We start from the raw sequence: 21549 nt of genomic DNA, 5'->3' as shown, positions 1-21549 counted from the left end.
CAGAATGCCGCGCCTATTCGGCAAAAAGTAGGCGCCGTGCCCGGCAAGCTTACTTCTTGGTGATGGACACGCTGATGTGCTGACTAAGCGCCGTAACCGGAATGGGAGCCGGCGCGGGCGGCAGTGGGGCACCTTCGAAGGGAAACAGCTCTTCGCACAAGAACAGGTCGCCTTCCTGCCGCAAAATGGCCAGGTTGTCGAGCGTGAGCCGGAGGTTGAAGGTTTGCTGGTTGAGGTACTGCAGCACGGGACCCAGCAGCTCGGGCGTGGTATCGTGCAGGGCCAGGGAAATATGAGGCAGCCAGCACTCGGGGCCGCTAAACTTATCGGTGCGCAGGCACAGCGGGGCCGTGGCCTGAATGACGCGCTGGTGCAGGTGGTTGAGCTCGTTGGTGCGCAGCACCGGAATATAAATCACCGGATTGGGCCCCGGAAACACGCCCAGGCCGGTGGTGTGCACCTCGAAAGGCGTGGTAGCGGCGGCCACTTCGCGCAGCACATTCTTCAGGGCCGAAAGCTTACGCACTCCTGCCAGCTGGTAGGTAATGTGCGGGTCGGGGGTGGCCTGCACGTCGTCGAGGCCGAACTCCATTTCCAGCCCCTTAATGATGCGGTTGATGCGGGCCGCGTACTGCGGCGTAAGCAAAGTGGTAATGGCGAGCATACTCTGCTAAACTGCGGAAGGGCCCGCCGGGTTGAGGCGGGCGCGCATTTGTTGGTTGAATTGCTCACTCTGGCCCCGGGGCACGCTCAGGGTGCGCCAGGCCTGGCCGCGCAGGTGCTTGGCCAGCTGCACCACCTGCCCGCTGTGGTAGGCGTAGTGCGTGGCCTGCCGCTCCAGGGCCGCCAGCACCGTGTGTTCCTCGCCCCGGATGGTAACGGTGCGCAGCAAATCGGCGGGTTGCAGTTCCTCGAGCAGGGTGAACAGGATACCCCAGGCGGCTTCCCAACCCTGCTGCAACCCGGCTACCGCCGCCACCGAGGTCGGCTCCTCAAATTCCTGGTCGCGCTGCCGGTCGGGCTTTTCGCCGTCGGTGGTCAGAAAGTCGGTGAAGCGGGAGCGAAGGTTGCCAATCATGTGCTGCACGATGACGGCGGCGCTGTTGGCGCCGGGCGCGGGCACCACTAGCCACTCGGTTTCGGAAAGCTGGGCCAGAGCCCGGTCCGTGAGGGTTTTGTAGGCAGTGAAGTTGTGGCGCAGCGTAGTCAGCACGGCCTGGCCCAGGGCATCGGAAGTAGACATGGCAAATCAGGTTACGAGGCGGAAAGGGAGAGCAAGGAACACAAAAACCCGCAGTTTTGCCCCGGCCCCTAAGGGAAGCTCTGGCCGTTGTAAAACCGCCGTGCTTTACTCATAAAAAAGGCTGCTCCGGGGTGGGAGCAGCCTTTTTGGCAGAGGTTTATAAAGCGGATACCAGCTTAGCCGCCTTCCTTCTGGTCGTCGTTGCGGATGCTCTTCTTGGGCCGGGCGGGGCGGTTTTCGAGCTTGCCAAACTGGTAGTTGAAGCTCAGGCGCAGGTTGCGGTTGAGAAAGTAGGAGTTGTCGGTGTAGGTGAACTGCTCCGAGGCCAGGTCGTTGCGGAAAATCAGCTGGCGGTTGAAGGGGTTGATGACGGACAACGTAAGGCTCCCTTTCTTCTGGAACAGCTCCTTTTTCACGGCCACGTTGTAGCTGCGGTAGCCCGAGGAGCGGCCCTGCAGCTGAATTCGGCGGGAATTGAACAGACCCGTAAACTGGGCGCTCCAGCCGTTGTCGAACTGCCAGGCCGAGGTGATGTTGGCGTTGTGCATCGTGCCGCCGTTTTCCAGGTTCAGGGCCGCGCTGCGCACCCACATGTAGTAGTAGTTCACGTTGCCGCTCAGGTTCCACTTGGGCGTCAGCTTGGTCGAGCCCGACACGCTCAGGCCGTAGGTGGCATTGCGGGCCACGTTCTGAAACGTGGTGTACAGCACCAAAGCCGAGTCGACGGTGGGCAGCAGGTTCCGGGCCGGCACGTTGCGCGACAGGGCCTCAATGGCGTTGTTGGTTTGGCGCCAGTAGCCGGAAAACGTGAACGAGCTTTTCTTAATGTAGGTGTTGTAGCCCAGCTCGTAGGCGTCGGTCAGCTCGGGGGCCAGGCTGGGGTTGCCGGCCATGATATTGCGCGGGTTGCTGGTATTGATGTAGGGGTTGAGGTAGAAAATGCTGGGCCGCTGAATCCGGCGGGTGTAGCTGAGCTTAAGCTTCTGGTCCTTGGTCACGTCCCAGGCTGCCATCAGGCTGGGCACCACATTGGTATAGTTGGTTTGCAGCGTGGCGCTGTTGGTCATAAAGTCGCCGTCGATGCGGGTGTGCTCCACGCGGGTTCCGAACTTGAAAGTCAGGGTTTTGCCCACCGCAAAGCCGTAGGTCAGGTAGCCCGCGTACACGTTCTGGTCGTAGCGAAACTGGTTGGAGCGGGAGGGTACCAGCACGAAGCCCCGGCCGTCGAGGCTGTCGGCCTCGATGCGGTAGTCGCTGCTGACGGTGCGCAGGATGCTTTTGGCCCCAATTTCCAGCGTTTTAGTGCTGTCCAGGGGCTGCACGTAGTCGGTCTGAAAGGTGGCTTCGCGGTTGCGGTTGTCGTTGAAGCTGTTTTCGCGGTAGTCCACATAGTCGCGCCCGTCGGCCCAGCGCTGCTGCTGCAGGTCGTAGTCGGTTTCGCCTTGATTGACAGTGTACAACGCCAGAAAGCTCAGCTCCTGCCGGGGCCGCCCAGGGTTTTGACGTAGCCAAAGTTGAGGTCGAGGTTGTTGTTTTGGTTGTGCGTGTCAATGTCGCGGTTGTTTTCGTCCAGGCTGGTCGGCGCGGCGTAGCGCGTAAACTGGCTGCGGGCGTTGGTGTAGCCAAACAGGTTGCCCCGCACGCTCAGGTTCAGCGCGTCCTTGGGCGTGAGGTCGTAGTCGAGGCCCAACTGCCCGTAGCCGCCGCCGCCCAGGTTGGTGAAGTTTCCGCTTTGCTCCAGGGTGCTGTACTGGCCCTCGGGCAGGAAATCGGTGCGGAAACTCCGGTTGCGGGCAATGTTGAGAAACAGGTTGCTGCCCACGTTGGCATTCAGCCCCAGCTTGCCCTTATGGCTGTTTAGCGTAATACTGCTAAATGCGCCCGGGTGCCCACGGCGGCATTTACCGAGCCATTCACGCCCTCCAGGTTGTTCTTCTTGAGGATGATGTTGACGATGCCAGCCGAGCCTTCGGCGTCGTACTTCGACGAGGGCGAGGTTATAACTTCCACGCTCTTGATCTGGTCGGCCGGAATCTGACGCAGGGCGTCGGCCAAGTTGCTGGCCATAATGGCCGAGGGCTTGCCGTTCACCAGCACCCGAATGTTGGACGAGCCCCGCAGCTGCAGATTGCCGTTGAGGTCTACCGTGAGCAGGGGCACTTTCTGCAGCACGTCGGCCGCGCTGCCGCCCGAGTTGGTAATGTCCTTTTCGGCGTTGTACACGATACGGTCCACCTTATTTTCGACCAATTCCCGCTCCCCGGTTACCTTCACTTCGCCCAGCTGCTGCACCGTGGGCGTCAGCTTGATTGCGCCCAAATCTACCTCGGCCTCACTGCTGGCAAAGACGACACCCGCCACCGTACGGGGCTGAAACCCGACGAAGCTAACCACCACCTGGTAGCGGCCCGCCCCGATTTTGGTAAGCGTAAACCGGCCCTGGTCGTCGCAGGCGGCTCCGTCCAGGGTTTTGCCGCTGGCCTCGTCCAGGAGGGCCACGGTGGCAAACTCGACCGGCTGGCTGGTTTTCTCATGCACCACCCGGCCCAGCAGCCGGCCTTTACCGGTTGCACTCACGCTGCTTGCCGAACTGGCCGGCTCCAGACCCTGGGCCCGTACCGAGCCGCTGGCAAGCTGCGCTACGAGCAGCACGGTTGGCAGTAGCCGCAGGCCACGGGGTAGGCAGACAAAAGGAATTGCGAAACTGCGGGTAGGGTAGAGGGTTGGGGTCATGGCGCAGCCGGTTTCATGTATTACGAAGTATTTCGTACTGCAAACATATACGAATCGATTCGTATTTCGAAAGAAACAATACGATATTTTTCGTATGTATATTATTCCAACAAAGGATGAGGAGGAGGAAAGTCTAGCAAAGACTCCGGGCTCAGTATATAGGATGCTTCAGATTAGAAGATATTTTTTCAAAGCTCGTTCCCGTGCCTTTAATTGGGCGCGTAGCAGCAATAGTTGATGCCATTAAACTAGTAGGGTACTTAGGGGAGGAACATTCCGGCGCCGACTAACCATTAGTCGTGTAATAGGATTATAGGAAGTAGATAGAGTTAGCAGGATAATGGGGCGGCAATGGCTTGGCGCGGAAGTCTGATCTGGGCAAGCTTGAAATATATCCGAGTGAAAATCAAGCCGAACGGAATATTTGCCCGCAAGCTCAACAGCATGGTGAACTTTTGAGATTTTCTGGCGTTGGTCGGGGTAGCATCTTTGTAAGAATCAACTTCATTTAGAACTGAATTACTGCCGGGCTCCGTTGGTTACTCCAGTCAGCTCTGAAGCTGATAGAATTCCTTTATCCCTATGGACGAAACTTTATTTGACGTCAATCTGCAGCAGCTTCCTGATGAGTACCTCACCGGGGAGTGGTGCGTGGCCGAGCGGGTGCTAAACCGGAGTAGTCCGGACAGCGCCCTGGCCCAGGCCACCCGGCTGCTGCTGACGCCCGGCGCCCTGCAGGTGCACGCGCCCACCCAGCACGACACGGGGCAGTGGTCGGTGCAGCGCGACGCGCTGCTCAACCGGCCCTACCTGGAGCTACAGTTGCTGCAGGAAGAAACCAAGGCTCTCATTACGCGGCTGCGGCGCTCGGCCGACGGCTTGCAGAGCCAGCTTAACTTGTATTTTCAGTCGGGTATGGAGCTGCAGCTCGCCCAGCCTTGTTGATTTCTGTTCATGGTCAATTCTGAAGCTATTTCCCCTGAGGAACAAATCCGTCGGCAGGCCGAGGAGCAGTTCCGGTTTCTTGCCGATTTCATTCCGCAACTGGTCTGGTTTACCGACCCCACCGGCTTTCACACCTACTTCAATCAGCGCTGGATTGACTATACCGGCTATTCGTTGAAGGACAGCGTGGGGCCCGATATGTGGAACAACCTGCTCCACCCCGACGACCAGCAGAAGGCCCGCCAGATCTGGGGCCATTCCCTGGCTACCGGCGACTTTTACGAAATCGAGTACCGGTTTAAGGGCAGAGATGGCGAGTACCGCTGGTTTTTGGGTCAGGCCCGGCCCCAGTACGACGAAGCCGGGCAGATCAAGCAGTGGTTTGGCACCTGCACCGACATTCACGACCAGAAACTCACCGAACTGGCCCTGCGCCGCCGGGAGCAGGACCTGGAGCGGGCCTACGCCGACCTGGAAGTGAAAGTAACTTTCCGCAACCTGGAGCTGGAGCGGCAGGTGCAAGAGTTGCGCCAACGCTTGGGTGAGTAAAAGCCATTCTATAGTTAAAACAGTCCAAAAAGGCTTCCCCAACCGGGAGGCTTTTTTTGTGCCTGAACAAAGTAGCTGGTTGGCGAGTAAGCATTCCGTGCGCTGCCCCCGAATGCCGGGAAACCTCCGCAGTAGGGTTCTGCGTTAAGGTCATTTTTTCATTTCCCGTCTTTCCTGTGAATCCAGTTCCCACTGCCCCACCCCCGCACGAGTCGTTGGCTTCGGGAGGAAAGACCAGGCGCCGCTGGCCCTACTGGGCAGGCGGCGCGCTCCTGCTGCTCGTGGCGCTGGTGAGCCTGGCCTCGTTGCTGCTGGACCCCTGGCTGCGCACGACCCTGGAAAAGCAGGTAGCCGCCAAAAGCCAGGGCCGCTACCGCCTGCACATTGGGGAGTTGCACACCAGTTTATGGGGCCGCTCGGTGCAGGTGCGCAATATCCGGTTGCGGCCCGCCAAAGCCGGACCACAGAGTAGCTCAACCGCGCTGCCCCGCCTGCTGGCCGACGTGCCCGAGCTGCGCATCACCGGTATCGGTCTGGGCGCCCTGCTGCGCGGGGCCCTGGTTCCCATCGATTCGGTGGTGCTGGCCGGGGCCCGGCTGCGGGTGCTGGAAGTGCCCCACTCGGCCACGCCCCGCCGGCCCTTGCACGAGCAGCTGCCCCCGCACCTGCGTGACGGCCTGCGCATCGGGTATCTGGGCTTGCTGCGCTGGCAGGTGGCGTACGGGCCGGCGCGTGTGCCACTGGCCAGTGTGCGGCAGGCCAGTTTCTCGGCTCAGGATATTCTGTTGAGCGCAGCCGGCGCCGCCGACTCGCAACGGGTAGGTTACGCAGTTGCTTTAAGCGGGAAAATTAGTGGGGGCGTGGGCACAGTAGCCGAACATCGGGTTGCCATTGGCCGCGCCCAGTACTCAACCACCCGGCAGCAGCTCACGCTCGACTCCGTGCGCGTCCGGTCCCAGCAGGATATCCAGCAGCAGGGCCGTGCCATTCGGGTGCAGCTGCTCCTGGCCCGGCTGCAAGTCAGTGGCCTGAGCAGCGCCGAGCTGCGGCGGCGGGAGCTGTACCTGGATTCGGTAGTTCTGACCCGGCCTTGGGTGGCGGCCGCCCTGCCGCTGCAGCCCCCACCGCCCTTGCACGAGGTGGTGGCGCCGTTGCTCCGGCAGTTGGAAATAGCTCATTTGCGCATTGCCGCCGGCCAATTGCGCCTCACGGCCATCAAGCCTAAGCCCCGTATTCAGGACATTCAACTACAGGCCGAAGCCGTGCTGCTTTCTGCGGCCGGAGCCCAGGACAAGCGGCGCATGTGGTACGCCCGCAGCTGGCACGTGCGCACGGGCCGGGTCCAGAGTACGGTATCGGCGCCGGTGTACTGGCTGGGCATTCGCAGTACCGAGTTGGCGACCCGCACGGGTCTGGTGCAAGCCAACGGCATAAGCATTCGGCCCACGATGAGTCCGGCGGCCCTGGCCCACTACAAAGGCCACCAGACGCCCCACATTACGGCGCAGGTTCCGCAGGTGAAGGTTTCGGGCTTCGATTTCGCCGCTTTCAGTCATAGCAATGCCCTGCTGGCCCAATCCGTCGAGCTCCGCAAGTTGCGTGTGCTCATTGCTGGCGACGGCCGCTTTCCCCTGAACCCGCGGCCTTCCATGGTCACCCAGGAGTCGTTGGCCAAGCTGCCCGTGCGGCTGAACCTGCGGCGAATGGTGCTGAAAGACGGCTACATCGGCACATCCTACGTGGGGGCCAAAACTGGGGAAAGCGGGAGTGTAGTCTTTAGCCGTATTCAGGTGACGCTAAGCAACGTAACCAACGACCCGCGCCTGATGACCCGGGCCACGCCCCTGGTAGCGCGGGCCAGCGGCTGGCTGCAAAACAACTGGTATGCCGCTGCCACTTTCCGCATCCCGGTACTCGACCCCAACGGCGCCCACAGCGGGGAAGGCACCTTTGGCCCGGCTTCCATCACCCTGCTCAATACTGTAACGGCGCCCAGCCGCCTGATACGCTTTGAAAGTGGCAATGTACACCGGGCTACCGTGCAGCTGCAGGGCAGCCGGCTGGGCATTACGGGCACCATGCGGGCCGAGTATTCCGATTTGAAAATGGCCCTGCTCAGCCAGCAGGGCGGCCCCGACCAGAAAACGCTGACAACCAAAATCGGCTCCAAGCTGCTCAACGGCATCGTTATCCGGGACAAAAACCCGCGGGGCTGGGGCCGGACCAGCTTAAAATAGGCTCGATGCAAAGCCGCCGCGACCCGCGGGTATCGGTGTTTTCGTTGTGGCGGCAAGGTTTGGTCAGTGGGCTGCTCAACAGTATTGGGGTACCCAAAAAAATGGCGCAAAGCATCAGCGAGAAACCCTGAAGGCCGTTTTGCTGCTGCTTTGCGCCGGTGCTCCGGGCTGGGTAAAAGTGGGGCTACTTAAATTTCAGCTTGATGATCGTGTAAGCGGATACCGGCGGAGTCGTCTGGGCCTGCAGCTTGTCCAGGTTGGAATAGAGCACGTAGGTTTCGGAGTCGTTGCGCCGGGCCAGGGTGGTGGGAAACTGTGGCAACGTCTCGAACGTGCCCGTCACGGCCACATCGGCAAAAGCGTTGGTCGTCGCCAGCCGGTACACTTTCGACTGCGAGTTGGTGACGGCGTACAGGGTGGAGACATCCTGCAGGGAAAGGCCGTCGATGCCCACCAGGTTTTGGCTGGTGGCAATCTTAGTAAAGGTGGCGGGGGCGTTAAGCGGAACTTTGAACAAGCTGCCGTCGTCGGTCTTGGCTACCAGCAAGTAGCCATCGGGGTGAAACTCGATGCCATTCAACCCAAACTTGTCGGCGGGGCCCGCAGGCGCTCATCTTCCAGAAATACGGAAGCTGCCCCCACAGCATCCACTTTATAGATAATGGGAGCGAAGCTGTCGGTGATATACGCGTTGCCTTCGCGGTCAACGGCCACGTCGTTAGCGAAGTGGTTGACGCCGGGGCGCAACCCGCCCAGATCTACGTAGTTGATTGTACGACCAAGGTTATCGAAGCTGGCCAGGGCCGCGAGCTTGTTCTTGGTGGCCGCGCTGGTACGGTCCGTATTATAGCCCGGGTCGGCTACGGCAGCCAGCAGGCGGTTGCGGAGCTCATCAATTTGCAGCCCAACGGTCGAAATCAGCCGCTCGTCGGTTGCAAAGGAACTGTAGCCCTCGGCCCGCACCTGCCCCACGCTACCGGTAGTTTGGGAGCTGACCAGAAACCGGCCGTTGTTGGTGTCAAACTCCAGGCCCTCGGGGTAAAGGTTGCTTTGGGTAAAAGGCAGCGCATCGGGGCCCTCGGGCGCCACTACGTTGCCTTGTTCCACGGTGTTATCTAGGCAGGCCGATAGGCCCAAGGAACTGAGTAGCAGCGCAGCCTTGGTCAGCAGGCCTCGCTTACGGGCAAAGGAAACAGTAGAAAGCATGATGAATAACCTGAAGTAGAACTAGAAAAAAGAGTTGCGGGGCTGTGTGATAGTAGAGCAGGATTCAAAACCTTCGGTTGCAAGCCCAGTTGCCCTAGCAGCTCGTATTGGTTTATATGTCCCCTTCCTCCTCATTGCCCGTAAGCTGGTCAAAGGTAACCTGCCGACCAAAATCTGCGCTACCTGCGGCCGGCCGTTTGAGTACCGCAAGAAGTGGCGCAACAGCTGGGATGAGGTGCGCTACTGCGGCGAAAAGTGCCAGCGCAACAAGCCCGGCGCGCCGGCCGCCTAAGCTTCCTGATGGGCTCCGCTGGGTAAGAACTGCCAAGGCCCCGTGTATATTGCTCAAAACCGGCGGCCGGGCGTATCTTGACCGCAAAAATTCCCTCCATGAACCGACGCCTCTTTCTGCGCAACAGCGGCCTGGCCAGCGTGGCCCTTTCCACCTGGTCGCTGAGCGGCTGCGCTGCCGAAACCAACGATACTGACGCGGCCGTGGCCGTCGACCCCGAGCAGGGCGCCGGCACCGACAGCTTCGAGCTAAGTGAAGCCACTATTACCGACCTGCAGTCCAAGCTCAAAAGCGGCAAGTACACGGCTCGCCGCCTCACCGAGCTGTATCTGCAGCGCATCGAGGCTATCGACCGAAACGGCCCCCGGCTGCATTCTGTTATCGAAGTCAACCCCGAGGCCCTGCAGCTGGCCGACGCCCTGGACAAGGAGCGCAAAGATGGCAAGGTGCGCGGCCCGTTGCACGGCATACCGGTGCTGATCAAAGACAACATTGACACGGCCGACCAGATGCAAACTACCGCCGGGTCGTTGGCCTTGGCTGGGCACAAAGCCAAGCAGGATGCCTTTATTGTGCAGCGCCTGCGGGCTGCCGGAGCTGTGATATTGGGCAAAACCAACCTGAGCGAGTGGGCCAATTTCCGCTCGACGCGCTCTACCAGCGGCTGGAGCAGCCGCGGCGGTCAAACCAAGAATGCCTACATCCTCGACCGGACGCCGAGCGGCTCCAGCTCGGGCTCGGGCGTGGCGGTGGCCGCCAACCTCTGCGCCGTGGCCATCGGCACCGAAACCGACGGCTCGGTGGTGTCGCCGGCCTCGTGCTCGGGCATTGTGGGCATCAAGCCCACTGTGGGGCTGCTCAGCCGCTCGGGCATCATCCCGATTTCGGCCACCCAGGATACGGCCGGCCCCATGGCCCGCTCCGTGCGCGACGCGGCCCTGTTGCTCGGTGTGCTTACCGGCGCCGATGCTGCCGATGCCGTAACCCAGGAAAGTACCGGCAAAAGCGCTGCCGACTACACCGCCTTTCTGAAGCCCGACGGTCTGAAAGGCAAGCGCGTGGGCGTGGAGAAAAACCACCTGAAAGGCAACTCCGACGCAATTCCGCTGCTGCAGGCGGCCCTGGAAGTGCTCAAAGCCCAGGGGGCCACGGTGGTGGAAGTAGAGGTGGAGAAGCAGACGGACCCGCTGGGCGAGGCCGAGTACGACGTGCTGCTCTACGAGTTCAAAGACGGCGTGAACAAGTACCTGAGCACGGCCGGCGCTTCGGTCAAGACCGTGGCCGACGTGATGCGCTTCAACACCCAGAACAAGGCCAAGGCCATGCCTTTCTTCCAGCAGGAAATCCTGGAAGCTGCCGAGAAAACCGACGGATTGGGCAGCACCAAGTACCAGGCTGCCCTGAAAAAGTCGCACGGCGGGGCCCGGCAGGCCCTGGACTCCGTGCTGCGCGACAACCGCCTCGACGCCATTGTGGCCGTCACCAACGGCCCCGCGCCCTGCCTCGACCTGATCAACGGCGACTCCTGGAAAGGTCCGGGCTTTTCGTCGCCGGCGGCCATGGCCGGCTACCCGCACATCACCGTGCCCATGGGCCAGGCCCACGGCCTGCCGGTCGGCTTGTCGTTTGTGGGCGGAGCCTACCAGGAAGGACCCTTGCTCAGCTTGGCCTACGCCTACGAGCAGGCTTCAAAAAAGCGCGTGAAGCCGCAGTTTGGGGCTCCTTTCGTGGGGTAAGCAGGCGGTCTGCCAACTTTAAGCAGCAAAAAAAAGCGGCAGCTCCACCCGGGAGCTGCCGCTTTTTTGCCGTTACTGGCAGAGCGTTAGTCGACGAACTTGAGTTGCAGAGCGTCGGAAACCTGCTCGGCAGGAATGGCGAAGCCGATGCCCTCGATGCCGCGGCCCACAAGCTTGGCATTGACAATGCCCACGAGCTGGCCGCTGCGGCCGACCAGGGCCCCGCCGCTGTTGCCGCCGTTGATGCTCACATCGGTTTGCAGGAACGAGTGGCCCTCAATCTTGCGCCGGCCGCTGATAATGCCCTTGGTGATGCTCTGGCCTAGCTCTTTGTCGGCCGGGGTGCCAATGGCAAACACGTCGGCGCCTAAATCGGCACTGGCGGCGCTGGGAAGCAGAAAGGCGCTGAGGCCATCCACGTCTATCTTTACGAGAGCCAGGTCCATGTCGGGGTTTACGCGCACCACTTTGCCTTTGGCTTCGATGCCGTCGGCCATGCGCACCTTTACTGTTTCCTCTTCTCCTACCACGTGAGCATTGGTCACCAGGTAGCCGTCGGCGGAGATAATGCAGCCGCTGCCGTGCCCGTCCGTGGTTTCGATGGTTACCACGCACTTGGCCGCTGAGCCCACGCCGTTGTCGCCCGTAAGCTTGAGAGCAGCCGCGCGGTGAATGGCAATGGCGGGCAGCTTCTCATCGGCAGCGGCCGTGGCCGCGCTGTTGCCGGCGGGCTTGGCCAGGGCCGCAGCTACTTCCTTGTTGCCCATGAAGGTGTAGAGCGAATTCTCGAAAGCATCTTCGAAAGAAGCGCTGCCGCCGCGCTCAAACTTGAAGCTGCTGCCGGCCGTCTTTTTCTCGAATACTGTCTGCCGGTTCTGGTTTACCAGCTTCCAGGTTATTTCCACGGCGCAGGAAGTTTCGTAGTGCGCCAGATGCTCGTACTTGTTGGTTGCCTTGATGTTGTACTTGATGTCGCGCATCTCGCCCTGCAGAGTGTAGCGGGAGTTGGCGCCGGTCGAGAATACGCTTTTGCCTTCCGAGGTCGGCACGGTGTAGCCCAGATCTTTCAGGGAGCCGTTCACGGTAGCTTTGAGGTGCTCCACGTCTACATCCAGCGACTTGCCGAAGTAGAGAATCTCGGCGGGCTCGTCCCGAATCATGAAGTTGCCCATTTTGTCGCCGCCCTTGATGCGCACGTTCATCAGGCCGCACTGCACGGTTTGGCTGCCAGCCACGGCCTTGGGCAGCATAATCATGTCGGGCTTTATTTCACTTTTGTTCAGGCGCTTATCGGAGCCGGTAATCTTGTCGACTGCGAAGCCGCCCAGGCCCACGAGCAGGCCCGTGCCAGAGTAGGATTCAGCCGGCGTGCCATCCGCATTCGTGCGAAAGGCCGAACCGATTCCGCCCAAAACGGGCACCCAGTTCAGGTAGATCAGCGCATTTTTCTTGTCGGGATAAAGCACCTCGGAATAGTCCTTGTAGCCATCATGCTTGATTTTTACTTCCGAATTCTTTTTGCGCTTCACCTTGATGATGACGTCGGTGCTGCCCGCAATGGGCTTGGCTTTGACAATGCGCTCATTCACGTAGTAAGTGCTGCCCGCCGGCTGCCCCACCACGCGCACCGACTGCGACGGGCTGGATATAATGGTGGCACAGCTTTGCAATAAGGTGGTGCCCAGCAGCAAGCTGCTGATAACAGGGGTAAAAGGTTTCTTCATGCTGAAGCTAAAGAAGATGGGATAGAACGGAAAAATACAAATGCCACAGGCAAATTTGGTCGAATGTAATGACGAAATCCTATATCGTTGAATATTATTTTATCTAACCCCGGCGAAAATTATTGATTTGTTCAGCTTAGAATGCAATGTGTGTAATCAACTGATTGAGAGTCTGGTAATAAGGGTTAGTAAGGAATTTCGGGGGCACAGGTTTATCGGCCCAATATTGCGGGCTGGGCAAGGCTTAGGGGCACAGGTGGAAATACGGCCGGGAGCTTGCCGCCAGAAGTAGCAGGTACCGGGCAGCTTACAATTTTCAGGGGCAAGCCTGGGGGCCTGGCACAGATCCTGATGCGGCGGTAGCCTAGTCGGCTAGGACCTGCTCAATCGTGCGGTTAAGCAAGCTCGTGAGCTGTGCAGCTTCGTGATGAATAGCCAGCGTATCAATTGGCTTACCGGTAATATCTATAGCGGCCCCGCTGCTGCCGATTTCGGCCAGCAGCGTCAGGCTGTGCACCAGGGAGGGTACGGTGGGGTAAAGCTTGTCGCCGGAGGTCAGTAGCGTGACCCCCACCCGCCGCAGCTCCAGCAGGAGCATCACCGTGGTAGCCAACTGCTGGAGTAACTCCTGTTCGTCGGGTGAGAAAACTCGGGGCTGGCGGTCAATAACGCAGAGAGAACCAATGTTGTAGCCTTCCGGGGTTTGCAAAGGATGCCCGGCGTAAAACTCCATGTGCAGGGCCTGCTGTACGCTAGGGTCAACCAAGGTGCAGGGATGCGTGCTCAGGTTCTCGAATACCGTGACCTGGTTGTGCAGAATAGCCACCGAACACAGGCTTTCGGTACGCCCAACCCGCCCCGCATCAGGCAAGCCGAAGTTGGCCTTAAACCACACGCTGTCTTCCTCCACCAACGAAACTAGGGCAATGGGCGTCCGGAAAAGCTTGGCCGTCAGGGCGGCCAGATCGTCGAACAAGCTTTCCGGGCCGTACCTACTATCTGGTAACGGCTCAGGGCAAGCAGGCGGTCCTCTTCGTTGCTGGGAATTAAGGACGGTTCAACAGGAGGCATTCAGATAACTACGGAGAGGAATACGGGTTTATACGGGTGGAAATATAATTAGATGGATAGGAATTGTTGAATGTTTTGTCGAGGGGTGCGCGTGGCTTTTTTGCTAGTGAGCTGGCCAACAACAAGATAAAAGCGGCCAGGACGTTTTGCATTCAGAAGGGTGTTTTCCCGGAGCTCCACCCTACAGCAGCATTGGGAAATATGTTTAGGGGAATTGTACCTGGAATACTCGCTGCCTACAGAACGCCGCTTTGTTTTGCCGGCTCAGGTCGTGCCGTTTACCGTCCGATTAGCTCACTGATTTCGGTAGGGGCCACCCACGGATACTGCGCAATTAAGTAAGTGCCTAGTAGCGTAAGCAGGATTGATACCCAAAGAACGGTTAGAGTAAATCCGGTTAGTGTGTAGGATGCCACAAGATGTACTCGAAAGAACAGATAGGCACTGAGCCCGCCAAGTGGTAAAGCTGCCAGAAAGCAGAGCAGCAACTGTGAGGGCTCTGGCTCAAGTTGTACTAGAACCCAGATGGCAAGTGGACCCGTCAGAATCAGTAGGAGCACAGCCACAACCGATGACAATGGGGTAGTGGCTTTCGTGCTGGACCCACCGTCTAGCACAGCAAACAACAGGCTGAGAATAGCTTCCAGAATTTCCATTAATGAGTAAGGTATAGCACCGGGAAGTGTAACTGGAATAAGTCAAGGTGTTGGCGAAGGGAAGAATCTTGCGTCAGCGACGCCGAAGCTCCCAGCTTTCGGCCACGCATTCGAAGGTATTGTCCCTCAGGAAAAACAGAAAGTGGTGAAGCCGGGCAGAGTCAGCAGCCGGGCCCAGGACCACGACATCGGGCGGGAAATCGGTTTGCCAGTCGGTAAACAGCTCGTAGAACTCGCCCCACGGCAGTTGTAAAGTGGTGTACCGGTGCTGCCCAAGATAATACCCTTCGTCATTCAGGGCGTTGAAGGAATACTTGTGGCAGCCTCGAAACGTCAGACAGCCCCGCTCAGCTTGCGGGAACTGTTCAAACAGGATATCATTCCAGGAAAACTCTAATTGTAGCGCCTGTCCCTCCACGGTAAGCACAGGCTGCGGGGCATTAGGTTCGGCGTTCCACTCGTGGTTGAGCCGCTGGTAGCGGAGAGCTTTGGATGTGCGGAACATAGAAGCGAATCACTTTTTCGGACGATTATACCACCTGTAGTCTTCCCACCGCTTCAGCTTACGCCAACGCCTAGGCGGGCTTTGGGGTGTTTCGCTGGCAAAGCCTAGGTATATCCCTCCTAAATCTACCAGCACTCTAAGCAAAGAGTCAACGGCGTATTCCTGGTCGCTGTATTGGTATACTTCAATTGTATCCTTGGTGCTAGTAAACTCTATGGCGTAAAAATGCTCGAATACGGAAGAGGAGGACCAACTCACGACAAACGTCCAGTCGTGGAGATGCGTGTAGGCCGATCTTGCTCTGGTAAAAGCGTCCCTGGCGGCAGCGGCGGCCTCGTACTGCTGGGTTGCAAGAAACCGGGCTTTTTGCTTATCGTACGCCAGCTCCAGTTGCTCGCTGGCAGCCGCGTCGGCATTGAGCAGTTGTAGCGCGCAAGAAGGGGACGCCATCAGATCGGGTAGGGAGCCGTTGGCCAGATGCACGGTGGCCACCAGCGAAATATCTAAGCCCGTCTGGGCCTTGTACTGCTGTTTGATTTCGGAAAACACTGGCAAGCCCTGTTCAAAATGAATTGCTGTAACCCTTATTCCCATGTAGTATAAAGTATAAACTATGGATTCGGCTGGCCGTGAACAGAACAGCAGCCAAAAAGCGTTTAGGCATAAAATTGTGGCGCTTACGGAAAGCTTATCTGTAGCTAAGTAGTGGTCGAAGGTTGGGTACCCTGCCTAAACCCGTACCTTTGCGCCCTGATACACGCAAAGTAGGATGATTTCCATTACTGACCTCGATTTTCACTTCGGCTCGCGTACGCTCTACGACAAGGCCAGCCTTCATATTAAGCCCAAAGATAAGATTGGCCTGATCGGGCTCAATGGCCGGGGCAAATCCACGCTGCTGCGCATTCTGGTGGGCGAGTACAAGCCCGACGGCGGCAGCATCTCCATGAGCAAGGACGTGAGCCTGGGCTTCCTGAACCAGGATTTGCTCAGCTACGACTCCCACGAGCCCATCCTGATTGTGGCCATGCAGGCCTTCGCTGAGGCCCTCGACGTGCAGAAGAAAATTGACGAGGTGCTGCTCGAGTTCGAAACCAACTACACCGACGACCTCGTGGACAAGCTGGCCACCCTGCAGGACCGCTTCGAGGCCCTCGGCGGTTACACCATGCAGGCCCGGGCCGAGGAAATCCTGGAAGGTCTGGGCTTTACCACCGAGGAGCTGCAGAAGCCGCTGAAGCTGTTTTCGGGTGGCTGGCGTATGCGCGTGATGCTGGCCAAAATCCTGCTCCAGCAACCCTCCTTGCTGCTGCTCGACGAACCGACCAACCACTTGGACTTGCCCTCCATCAAGTGGATTGAGAACTACCTGGCCGGCTACGAAGGCGCCGTTATTATCGTGAGTCACGACCGGGAATTCCTGGACCGCACCACCAACACCACCGTGGAAGTAACCGGCGGCAAGCTGGTGCCTTATGCCGGCAACTACTCCTTCTACCTTGAAGAAAAGGAGGAGCGCAACGCCATTCAGAAGGGGGCTTTCGAAAACCAGCAGGCCCAGATCAAGCAGGCCGAGCGGTTTATTGAGCGATTCAAGGCCAAGGCATCGAAGGCCAAGCAGGCCCAGAGCCGGGTAAAGGCCCTGGATAAGCTGGAGCGCATTGAGGACGTGGCCGCCGACGACGCGAAGGTGAACATCAAGTTCAACTTCACCGTGACGCCTGGCCGCCACATCCTGCGCATGGAGCACGTAGGCAAAAAATACGGCGAGAAGCTCATCTTCCGCGACACCCACGTGCACATCGAGCGGGGCGACAAAATCGCGCTGATTGGGGCCAACGGTAAAGGTAAGTCGACGCTGATGCGCCTGGTGGCGGGGCAAGAGGCGCCCACCAACGGCAACCACCAGCTGGGCCACAACGTCATCATGGCGTTTTATGCCCAGCACCAGCTCGAAAGCCTGCGCATCGAAAACGAGATTCTGCAGGAAATGGTGGAAGCCGGCTCCAAGCGCTCCGAAATGGAGCTGCGCTCGGTTCTGGGTTCCTTCCTGTTCACCGGCGACGAGGTCTACAAGAAAATCAAGGTGCTGAGCGGGGGCGAGAAAAGCCGCGTGGCGTTGGCCAAAACCCTGATTTCGGAAGCCAACTTCCTGTTGCTCGACGAACCGACCAACCACTTGGACATGCAGTCGGTGAACATCCTGATTCAGGCCCTGGACCAGTACGAAGGCACCTACATCGTGATTAGCCACGACCGGTTCTTCGTAGAAAACGTGGCCAACAAGATCTGGTACATCGAGGACTACCAGCTGAAGGAGTACCCCGGTACCTACGCCGAGTACGAGCAGTGGCAGGAAGACCGCGAAAAGGCCGCTAAGAAGGCTGGCTTGGCCTCGCCCTCGGCTCCCAAGCCGGTGAAGGAGGAGAAAAAGCCGGTTTCCAGCTCGGAGCGCGAAGCTAATCAGCACGAGCTAAAAAAGGTGAATAAGGAGCTCAAGGAAATCGAGGGCAAGATTACGACCCTGGAAAAAGAGCTGGCCATCTACGAAAAGCAGCTGGCCGACCCGAACATCTACAACAACACCGCCCAGCTGAAAGACGCCACGATGAAGTTTGAGCAGGTGAAAAAGGAGCTCAACCGCACCAACGACCAGTGGGAAAAGTTGGCCGAGCGCGCCGAGCAACTCGATAAGTAAACACTACTTGCTTTAGTGAAAAGCCCCGCAGTAACCTTGGTTGCTGCGGGGCTTTTGCTTGTTTATTGGGCAGGTAGGCGGTGCTACCGCTGGGCCTTACGGATGGTTCTGCCGAACCTCAACCTGGTTGCCGACACCATTCTGAATGGTGGTGCTGCTTTGTCCCGAAATACCCTGGTAAACTTCCGCCGAGTTGCTGATGCCCGTTTGCTGCTGCCGGGCAAAGTGGCCGTTGCCGTCCTGGTCAATGTAGGCCGAGTTTTGCGCGGAGATGTCGCCGCCACCCTGCGACTGGTAGGCGCGGTTGTCATTGCCCTCCTGCTCGATAGTAGCCGTATTCAGGCTGGGTGAGCCACCTTCCTGGCTCTGCTCGGCGAGGTTGCGGTTCCCGACCTGGCTGGCCGTGGCCGAATTGCCAAAGCCCTGCTGGCGCTGGGTCAGGCTGTTATCGTTGCCGAGCTGGGCGCCCGTGGCCGTGTTGGAGCCGCCCTGGTCCTGAACAGCGCTGTTCCGGTTGCCGACGGAAGCCAGCGTCGCAATGTTGCCCAGGCCAGACTGCTGCTGATACGCCTGGTTATTGTCGCCCACTTGCAGAATGCCCGCCTGGTTTACCCGGCCGAACTGAATCTGCTCGGCCACGTTGCGGTTGCCCGTCTGCGCGGCTCCTGCCTGGTGACCCGAGCCCCGCTGGGCCTGGGTTAGTTCGTTGCGGTTGCCCAGTTGAACACCCGTGGCCGTGTGGTTAGGCCCGATTTCCTGGGTTTGAGAAATGGTGTTCCGGTCGCCGAGCTGGCTGGCCGAAGCCGTGCTGGAAGCGGCACTCTGGTTTTGGGTAACGGCGTTGCGGTTGCCGACCTGCGCCGAGGTGGCCCGGTTGTAGCTGCCAGACTGATTTACCTCCAGCGTGTTGAGGTTGCCCAGCTGGGTGCCCGCCGAGCTGTGGCCATTGCCAACCTGGGTAATCTGGGCCCGGTTGTCGAGGCCGGTTTGCTGAAGGGTGCTGGTGTTGTCTTGTGCGTGCAGGCTGGTGGTGCAGAGCGCCAACAGACCTGCCCACAGGCTGCGGTGGGTAGCTTGTGTCATAAAGTAAACTGGTATGAAGGTGAAAGAATGGTCGAATATAGAAGAAAATAATTATAAAAAATATAAAAATAGTTTCATAAAAATTCCAGCAGTTGACATAGGTTCACGAAGAGCCAACGCCAGCTGCTGGATTTTGAAATACGCTGGTTGCCCAGCTTACCGGGGCCAACTAAAGTTGAGTAGGCTTCTGCTTAATAAGCGGAGGCAGAAGCGTCGTTGAGGGATTTGAGGAAGGCAATAACCGCCTGCTGCTCAGCCTCGTTGAGGTGGAGCTGGTCGGCGGCTAGTGTCTGGGTAGGCACGTCGAGGCCCAGGCCCTGGCCGCCCCCACGGTTGTAGAAATCCAGCACCTGTTCCAGGGTTTGGTAGGCCCCGTTGTGCATATAGGGCGCTGTCAGGGCCACGTTACGGACGGTGGGCGTCTTGAAGGCGTTGCGCTGGTGAGCAATGCCGTAAAGCAGGAACTTGCCCTGGTCGGCGTCCAGCGCAAGTTTTTGCAGGTCGTTGCCGGGCACGCCTAATACCTCACTTTCGGTCTTGTCGTAGAGTGGGGGCACGGTGCCGTTGAACAAGGGCATGTAGTGGCAAGTGCCGCACTGGGCTTTGCCCATAAACAGGTTAAAGCCCAGTACTTCCTGGGAGCTCAGCACGGCCGTATCGCCGCGCATGTACTGGTCGAAGCGGCTGTTGAGGCGTACCAGGCTACGCACGTAGGCAGCCACCGCCCGGCGAATGTTGGGCTCCGAAATCGGTTGGGCTTCGGAGGCAAAGGCCTGGGCAAAGAGCTTCTGGTAAGTGGCTTTTTTGCGCAGCAGGACCGGAGCTTCGCTGAGCTTTCCGCCCATTTCGGCCTTGTTCGACACCACCGCGTGCACCTGATCTTCGAGGAAATGCACCCGGCCGTCGGCAAACTGCTCGGTTTGCAGGCCGGCATTCAGCAACGTAGGTGTGTTGCGGGGCAGCTCGGCACCAGCCTGTAAGGAAAGGTTTACCCGCAGCCCGTCGGTGTAGGCGCGGTCGGGCACGTGGCAGCTGGCGCAGGAGCGTCCTGCGCGGCCCGAGAGCAGGGGCTCCCGAAACAGGGCTTCCCCCAGAGCCAGCACGGCCGGGGTCGGCGCGGCAGCGTCGGTAGGCGCAAAGTAGGCCGGTTCGAAGGCATTGGCGGCAAAGTAGCTGACGGCCTGAGCCCGGATAGCGCGCCGGGCGGGCACGTAGGGAATCTTGAGTTGCTGCTGGGCCTGTTGCAGGCCGGCCAGGGCTGGGTTGAAGCAGCGCACAAAAAACCGGGCCCGGTCAAACCGGTCGAAATCCTGGCCGGGTGCTGCTACGGCTGCCCGGCAGCGGGCCAGCTGGGCGCGCAGGGCCGGGGGTACATTGAACAAGCTCAGCACCTGGGTCGTGGATTCCAGGGTGGCAGCGGCCTCGGGCAGGGACGCATGGGCGGCGGGGGAGTCGAAGCCGGAAAGGCCTTTGGAAGCCAGCCGGTAGAGGTTGAGCCGCACCGCGTCGAATACTTCCGCGTCGGTGAAGGCTAGCATGGGCGCCTGCTGCTCGAGGTGGCGCACCTGATAGAGCATGTTGTCGATTTCCTGGTGCACCAGGTCGCGGTTGGCCCGGTCGTCGGTGGGGCGGCGTACACGTATTCCTCCAGCACCTGAAAGCCGGAGGGCGGGATTACCTCATCGGGCTCCCCGGCCTCGGTTTCGGGCAGATTGGCCCCGTTGAGGCGCTGGGCCGCGTGCGGATAGTAGTATTCGACGGCAAACTCCAGCTGCTTGTACTCGGTGCGGCAGGCGGCAAACTGCCGGCGCAGGGCCGTGGTATCGGCCGAGTAAGCTACGTCCTGAAACCGGGTCAGCTGGTCGTGAAAACGGCGTAGGTGCAGCGTGTAGTAGTCCTGCACCTGCTCGACGGGCGTTTTGTGGAGCACGGCAAAGGAAAACAGCAGCGTGGCCAAACCCAGCAGCAGGGCCCGGAAGGGGCCGGAAAAGCAAAGCAAAGGGCGGTTCATTGAAAATAGATGTGCGCCTGGGGCAACAGGGCCTCGGCGCGTTGGCGGGCTGCCGGCGTAAAGGCATTGCCCTTCACAATAATGGTTTTGAGCTTGGTCAGGCGGCCCAGGGAACGGGGCAGGCCCTTGAGCTGGTTGTCGTTGGCAATCAGAATTTCCAGGTTCTGCAAGTCGCCCAGGCTGTTGGGCAGGGCCTTGAGCTGGTTGCCCGACACAATGAGCACCTTGAGCTCCCGGCAGCCACCCAGACTTTTGGGCAGGGTTTCGAGCTGGTTGTTGGCCAGATTTAGCTCCTGCAGGCGGCCCAGCTGGCCCAGCTGCTCGGGCAGGCGCTGGAGCTTGTTGTCATTGAGGTAGACGTAGCGCAGGCTCTGCAACCGGGGCAGGGTCGCGGGCAAAAACAGCAGCTGGTTGTGGGAGCTGTCCAGGTATTCGAGGCGGCTGAGCTGGCCCAGCTGCTCGGGCAGGGAGGTGAAGTTGTTCCAGGCCGTGAGCAAAAACCTCAGGCTGTCGAGGCCCCCGATGCTGGGCGGCAGCTCGGTCAGCACGTTCTGGTCGATTTGCAGCTGCTGCAGGCGGTGCAAGCGGCCCAGGTCGGCGGGCAAATCCAGCAGGCCGTTCTTGTTGACGAACAGCACCTGCAGACTGTCGAGCTCGGTAAGGCTGGCCGGCAGGTGGCGCAGGTGGTTTTCGTGGGCATAAAGGCGGCGCAGGCTGCCGAGGCGGGCCACGCTGGCCGGCAGCAGCTCCAGGCTCTGGCCCCGCACGTTGAGTTCCCGCACGCAGGCCGGGCGGCTCAGGGCATCGGCCAGGGTAAAGGCGGCCGGATTAGGGCACTGGGCCAAGCAGGTGTTGCCCGG

At 59.6% G+C, this 21549-nt stretch carries 21 protein-coding genes; 6 read left to right on the top strand and 15 right to left on the bottom strand.

The genetic code is table 11. The features are described from left to right. Positions 1-49: 49 nt before the first annotated feature. From MUN79_RS24680 to MUN79_RS24660, 5 genes are all read right to left on the bottom strand, one after another. On the bottom strand, positions 50-664 hold the full coding sequence (locus tag MUN79_RS24680) for a 2'-5' RNA ligase family protein (protein ID WP_244675164.1): 615 nt from the start codon (positions 662-664) through the stop codon (positions 50-52). Positions 665-670: 6 nt separating this feature from the next. Further along, positions 671-1243, bottom strand: a complete 573-nt coding sequence (locus MUN79_RS24675; RefSeq protein WP_244675163.1) for a DUF1572 family protein — start codon at positions 1241-1243, stop codon at positions 671-673. 176 nt (positions 1244-1419) lie between these two features. Further along, positions 1420-2703, bottom strand: coding sequence for an outer membrane beta-barrel family protein (locus MUN79_RS24670; protein WP_244675162.1), 1284 nt, complete (start codon positions 2701-2703; stop codon positions 1420-1422). A gap of 11 nt (positions 2704-2714) precedes the next feature. Continuing rightward, entirely contained in the window at positions 2715-3065 is a 351-nt protein-coding gene (locus tag MUN79_RS24665; protein WP_244675161.1) for a hypothetical protein, read from the bottom strand. Positions 3066-3100: 35 nt separating this feature from the next. Beyond that, entirely contained in the window at positions 3101-3895 is a 795-nt protein-coding gene (locus tag MUN79_RS24660; RefSeq protein ID WP_244675160.1) for a TonB-dependent receptor, read from the bottom strand. A 663-nt stretch (positions 3896-4558) separates the two neighbouring features. On the opposite strand from MUN79_RS24660, the gene MUN79_RS24655 reads away from it, so the two are divergent. The 3 genes from MUN79_RS24655 to MUN79_RS24645 all read left to right on the top strand — a co-directional run bounded on the left by MUN79_RS24655 (position 4559) and on the right by MUN79_RS24645 (position 7707). After that, positions 4559-4921, top strand: coding sequence for a hypothetical protein (locus tag MUN79_RS24655; protein WP_244675159.1), 363 nt, complete (start codon positions 4559-4561; stop codon positions 4919-4921). A gap of 9 nt (positions 4922-4930) precedes the next feature. Next, positions 4931-5470, top strand: a complete 540-nt coding sequence (locus MUN79_RS24650) for a PAS domain-containing protein (RefSeq protein ID WP_244675158.1) — start codon at positions 4931-4933, stop codon at positions 5468-5470. A gap of 176 nt (positions 5471-5646) precedes the next feature. Then, a complete protein-coding gene (locus MUN79_RS24645) occupies positions 5647-7707 on the top strand; it encodes a hypothetical protein (RefSeq protein ID WP_244675157.1) in 2061 nt (686 codons plus the stop codon). A gap of 184 nt (positions 7708-7891) precedes the next feature. Here MUN79_RS24645 and MUN79_RS24640 read toward each other — a convergent pair whose 3' ends face one another. Together MUN79_RS24640 and MUN79_RS24635 are read right to left on the bottom strand one after the other, a co-directional pair. Next, positions 7892-8287 carry an SMP-30/gluconolactonase/LRE family protein gene (locus MUN79_RS24640; protein ID WP_244675156.1) on the bottom strand — a complete coding sequence of 132 codons (396 nt, stop codon included), beginning with the start codon at positions 8285-8287 and terminating at the stop codon, positions 7892-7894. Then, positions 8284-8913, bottom strand: a complete 630-nt coding sequence (locus tag MUN79_RS24635; protein ID WP_244675155.1) for a hypothetical protein — start codon at positions 8911-8913, stop codon at positions 8284-8286. Before MUN79_RS24635 ends, MUN79_RS24640 begins: the two co-directional genes overlap by 4 nt. A 46-nt stretch (positions 8914-8959) precedes the next feature. Between MUN79_RS24635 and MUN79_RS31465 the strand changes: the two genes are divergently transcribed. Together MUN79_RS31465 and MUN79_RS24625 are read left to right on the top strand one after the other, a co-directional pair. Further along, positions 8960-9205: a DUF2256 domain-containing protein gene (locus MUN79_RS31465; protein WP_311136589.1), complete on the top strand. Its 246-nt coding sequence runs from the start codon at positions 8960-8962 to the stop codon at positions 9203-9205. Positions 9206-9303: 98 nt separating this feature from the next. Then, entirely contained in the window at positions 9304-10941 is a 1638-nt protein-coding gene (locus MUN79_RS24625) for an amidase (protein WP_244675154.1), read from the top strand. Positions 10942-11027: 86 nt separating this feature from the next. Here the strand turns inward: MUN79_RS24625 and MUN79_RS24620 are convergent, their stop codons facing one another. The 4 genes from MUN79_RS24620 to MUN79_RS24605 form a co-directional block, all read right to left on the bottom strand. Beyond that, complete coding sequence (locus MUN79_RS24620) at positions 11028-12665, bottom strand: S1C family serine protease (protein WP_244675153.1); 1638 nt, start codon at positions 12663-12665, stop codon at positions 11028-11030. 364 nt (positions 12666-13029) lie between these two features. Then, positions 13030-13641 (bottom strand): GAF domain-containing protein, encoded by a 612-nt coding sequence (locus MUN79_RS24615; RefSeq protein WP_244675152.1) that lies wholly within the window; start codon positions 13639-13641, stop codon positions 13030-13032. A gap of 824 nt (positions 13642-14465) precedes the next feature. Further along, entirely contained in the window at positions 14466-14897 is a 432-nt protein-coding gene (locus tag MUN79_RS24610; protein WP_244675151.1) for a hypothetical protein, read from the bottom strand. Positions 14898-14906: 9 nt separating this feature from the next. Continuing rightward, entirely contained in the window at positions 14907-15491 is a 585-nt protein-coding gene (locus MUN79_RS24605) for a hypothetical protein (protein ID WP_244675150.1), read from the bottom strand. A gap of 175 nt (positions 15492-15666) precedes the next feature. Here MUN79_RS24605 and MUN79_RS24600 point away from each other — a divergent pair, with 175 nt between their 5' ends. Then, complete coding sequence (locus tag MUN79_RS24600; protein WP_244675149.1) at positions 15667-17595, top strand: ABC-F family ATP-binding cassette domain-containing protein; 1929 nt, start codon at positions 15667-15669, stop codon at positions 17593-17595. Positions 17596-17691: 96 nt separating this feature from the next. Here MUN79_RS24600 and MUN79_RS24595 read toward each other — a convergent pair whose 3' ends face one another. The 4 genes from MUN79_RS24595 to MUN79_RS24580 form a co-directional block, all read right to left on the bottom strand. Beyond that, positions 17692-18678, bottom strand: a complete 987-nt coding sequence (locus MUN79_RS24595) for a hypothetical protein (protein WP_244675148.1) — start codon at positions 18676-18678, stop codon at positions 17692-17694. A gap of 191 nt (positions 18679-18869) precedes the next feature. Next, complete coding sequence (locus MUN79_RS24590) at positions 18870-20276, bottom strand: cytochrome-c peroxidase (protein ID WP_244675147.1); 1407 nt, start codon at positions 20274-20276, stop codon at positions 18870-18872. Beyond that, positions 20210-20689 carry a hypothetical protein gene (locus MUN79_RS24585; protein ID WP_244675146.1) on the bottom strand — a complete coding sequence of 160 codons (480 nt, stop codon included), beginning with the start codon at positions 20687-20689 and terminating at the stop codon, positions 20210-20212. Before MUN79_RS24585 ends, MUN79_RS24590 begins: the two co-directional genes overlap by 67 nt. After that, positions 20686-21534, bottom strand: coding sequence for a leucine-rich repeat domain-containing protein (locus MUN79_RS24580; RefSeq protein ID WP_244675145.1), 849 nt, complete (start codon positions 21532-21534; stop codon positions 20686-20688). Before MUN79_RS24580 ends, MUN79_RS24585 begins: the two co-directional genes overlap by 4 nt. Positions 21535-21549 lie beyond the last annotated feature (15 nt).

The sequence above is a fragment of the Hymenobacter cellulosilyticus genome (assembly GCF_022919215.1).
GTDB lineage: Bacteria > Bacteroidota > Bacteroidia > Cytophagales > Hymenobacteraceae > Hymenobacter > Hymenobacter cellulosilyticus.
This window is presented reverse-complemented; position numbering and strand designations above follow the sequence as displayed.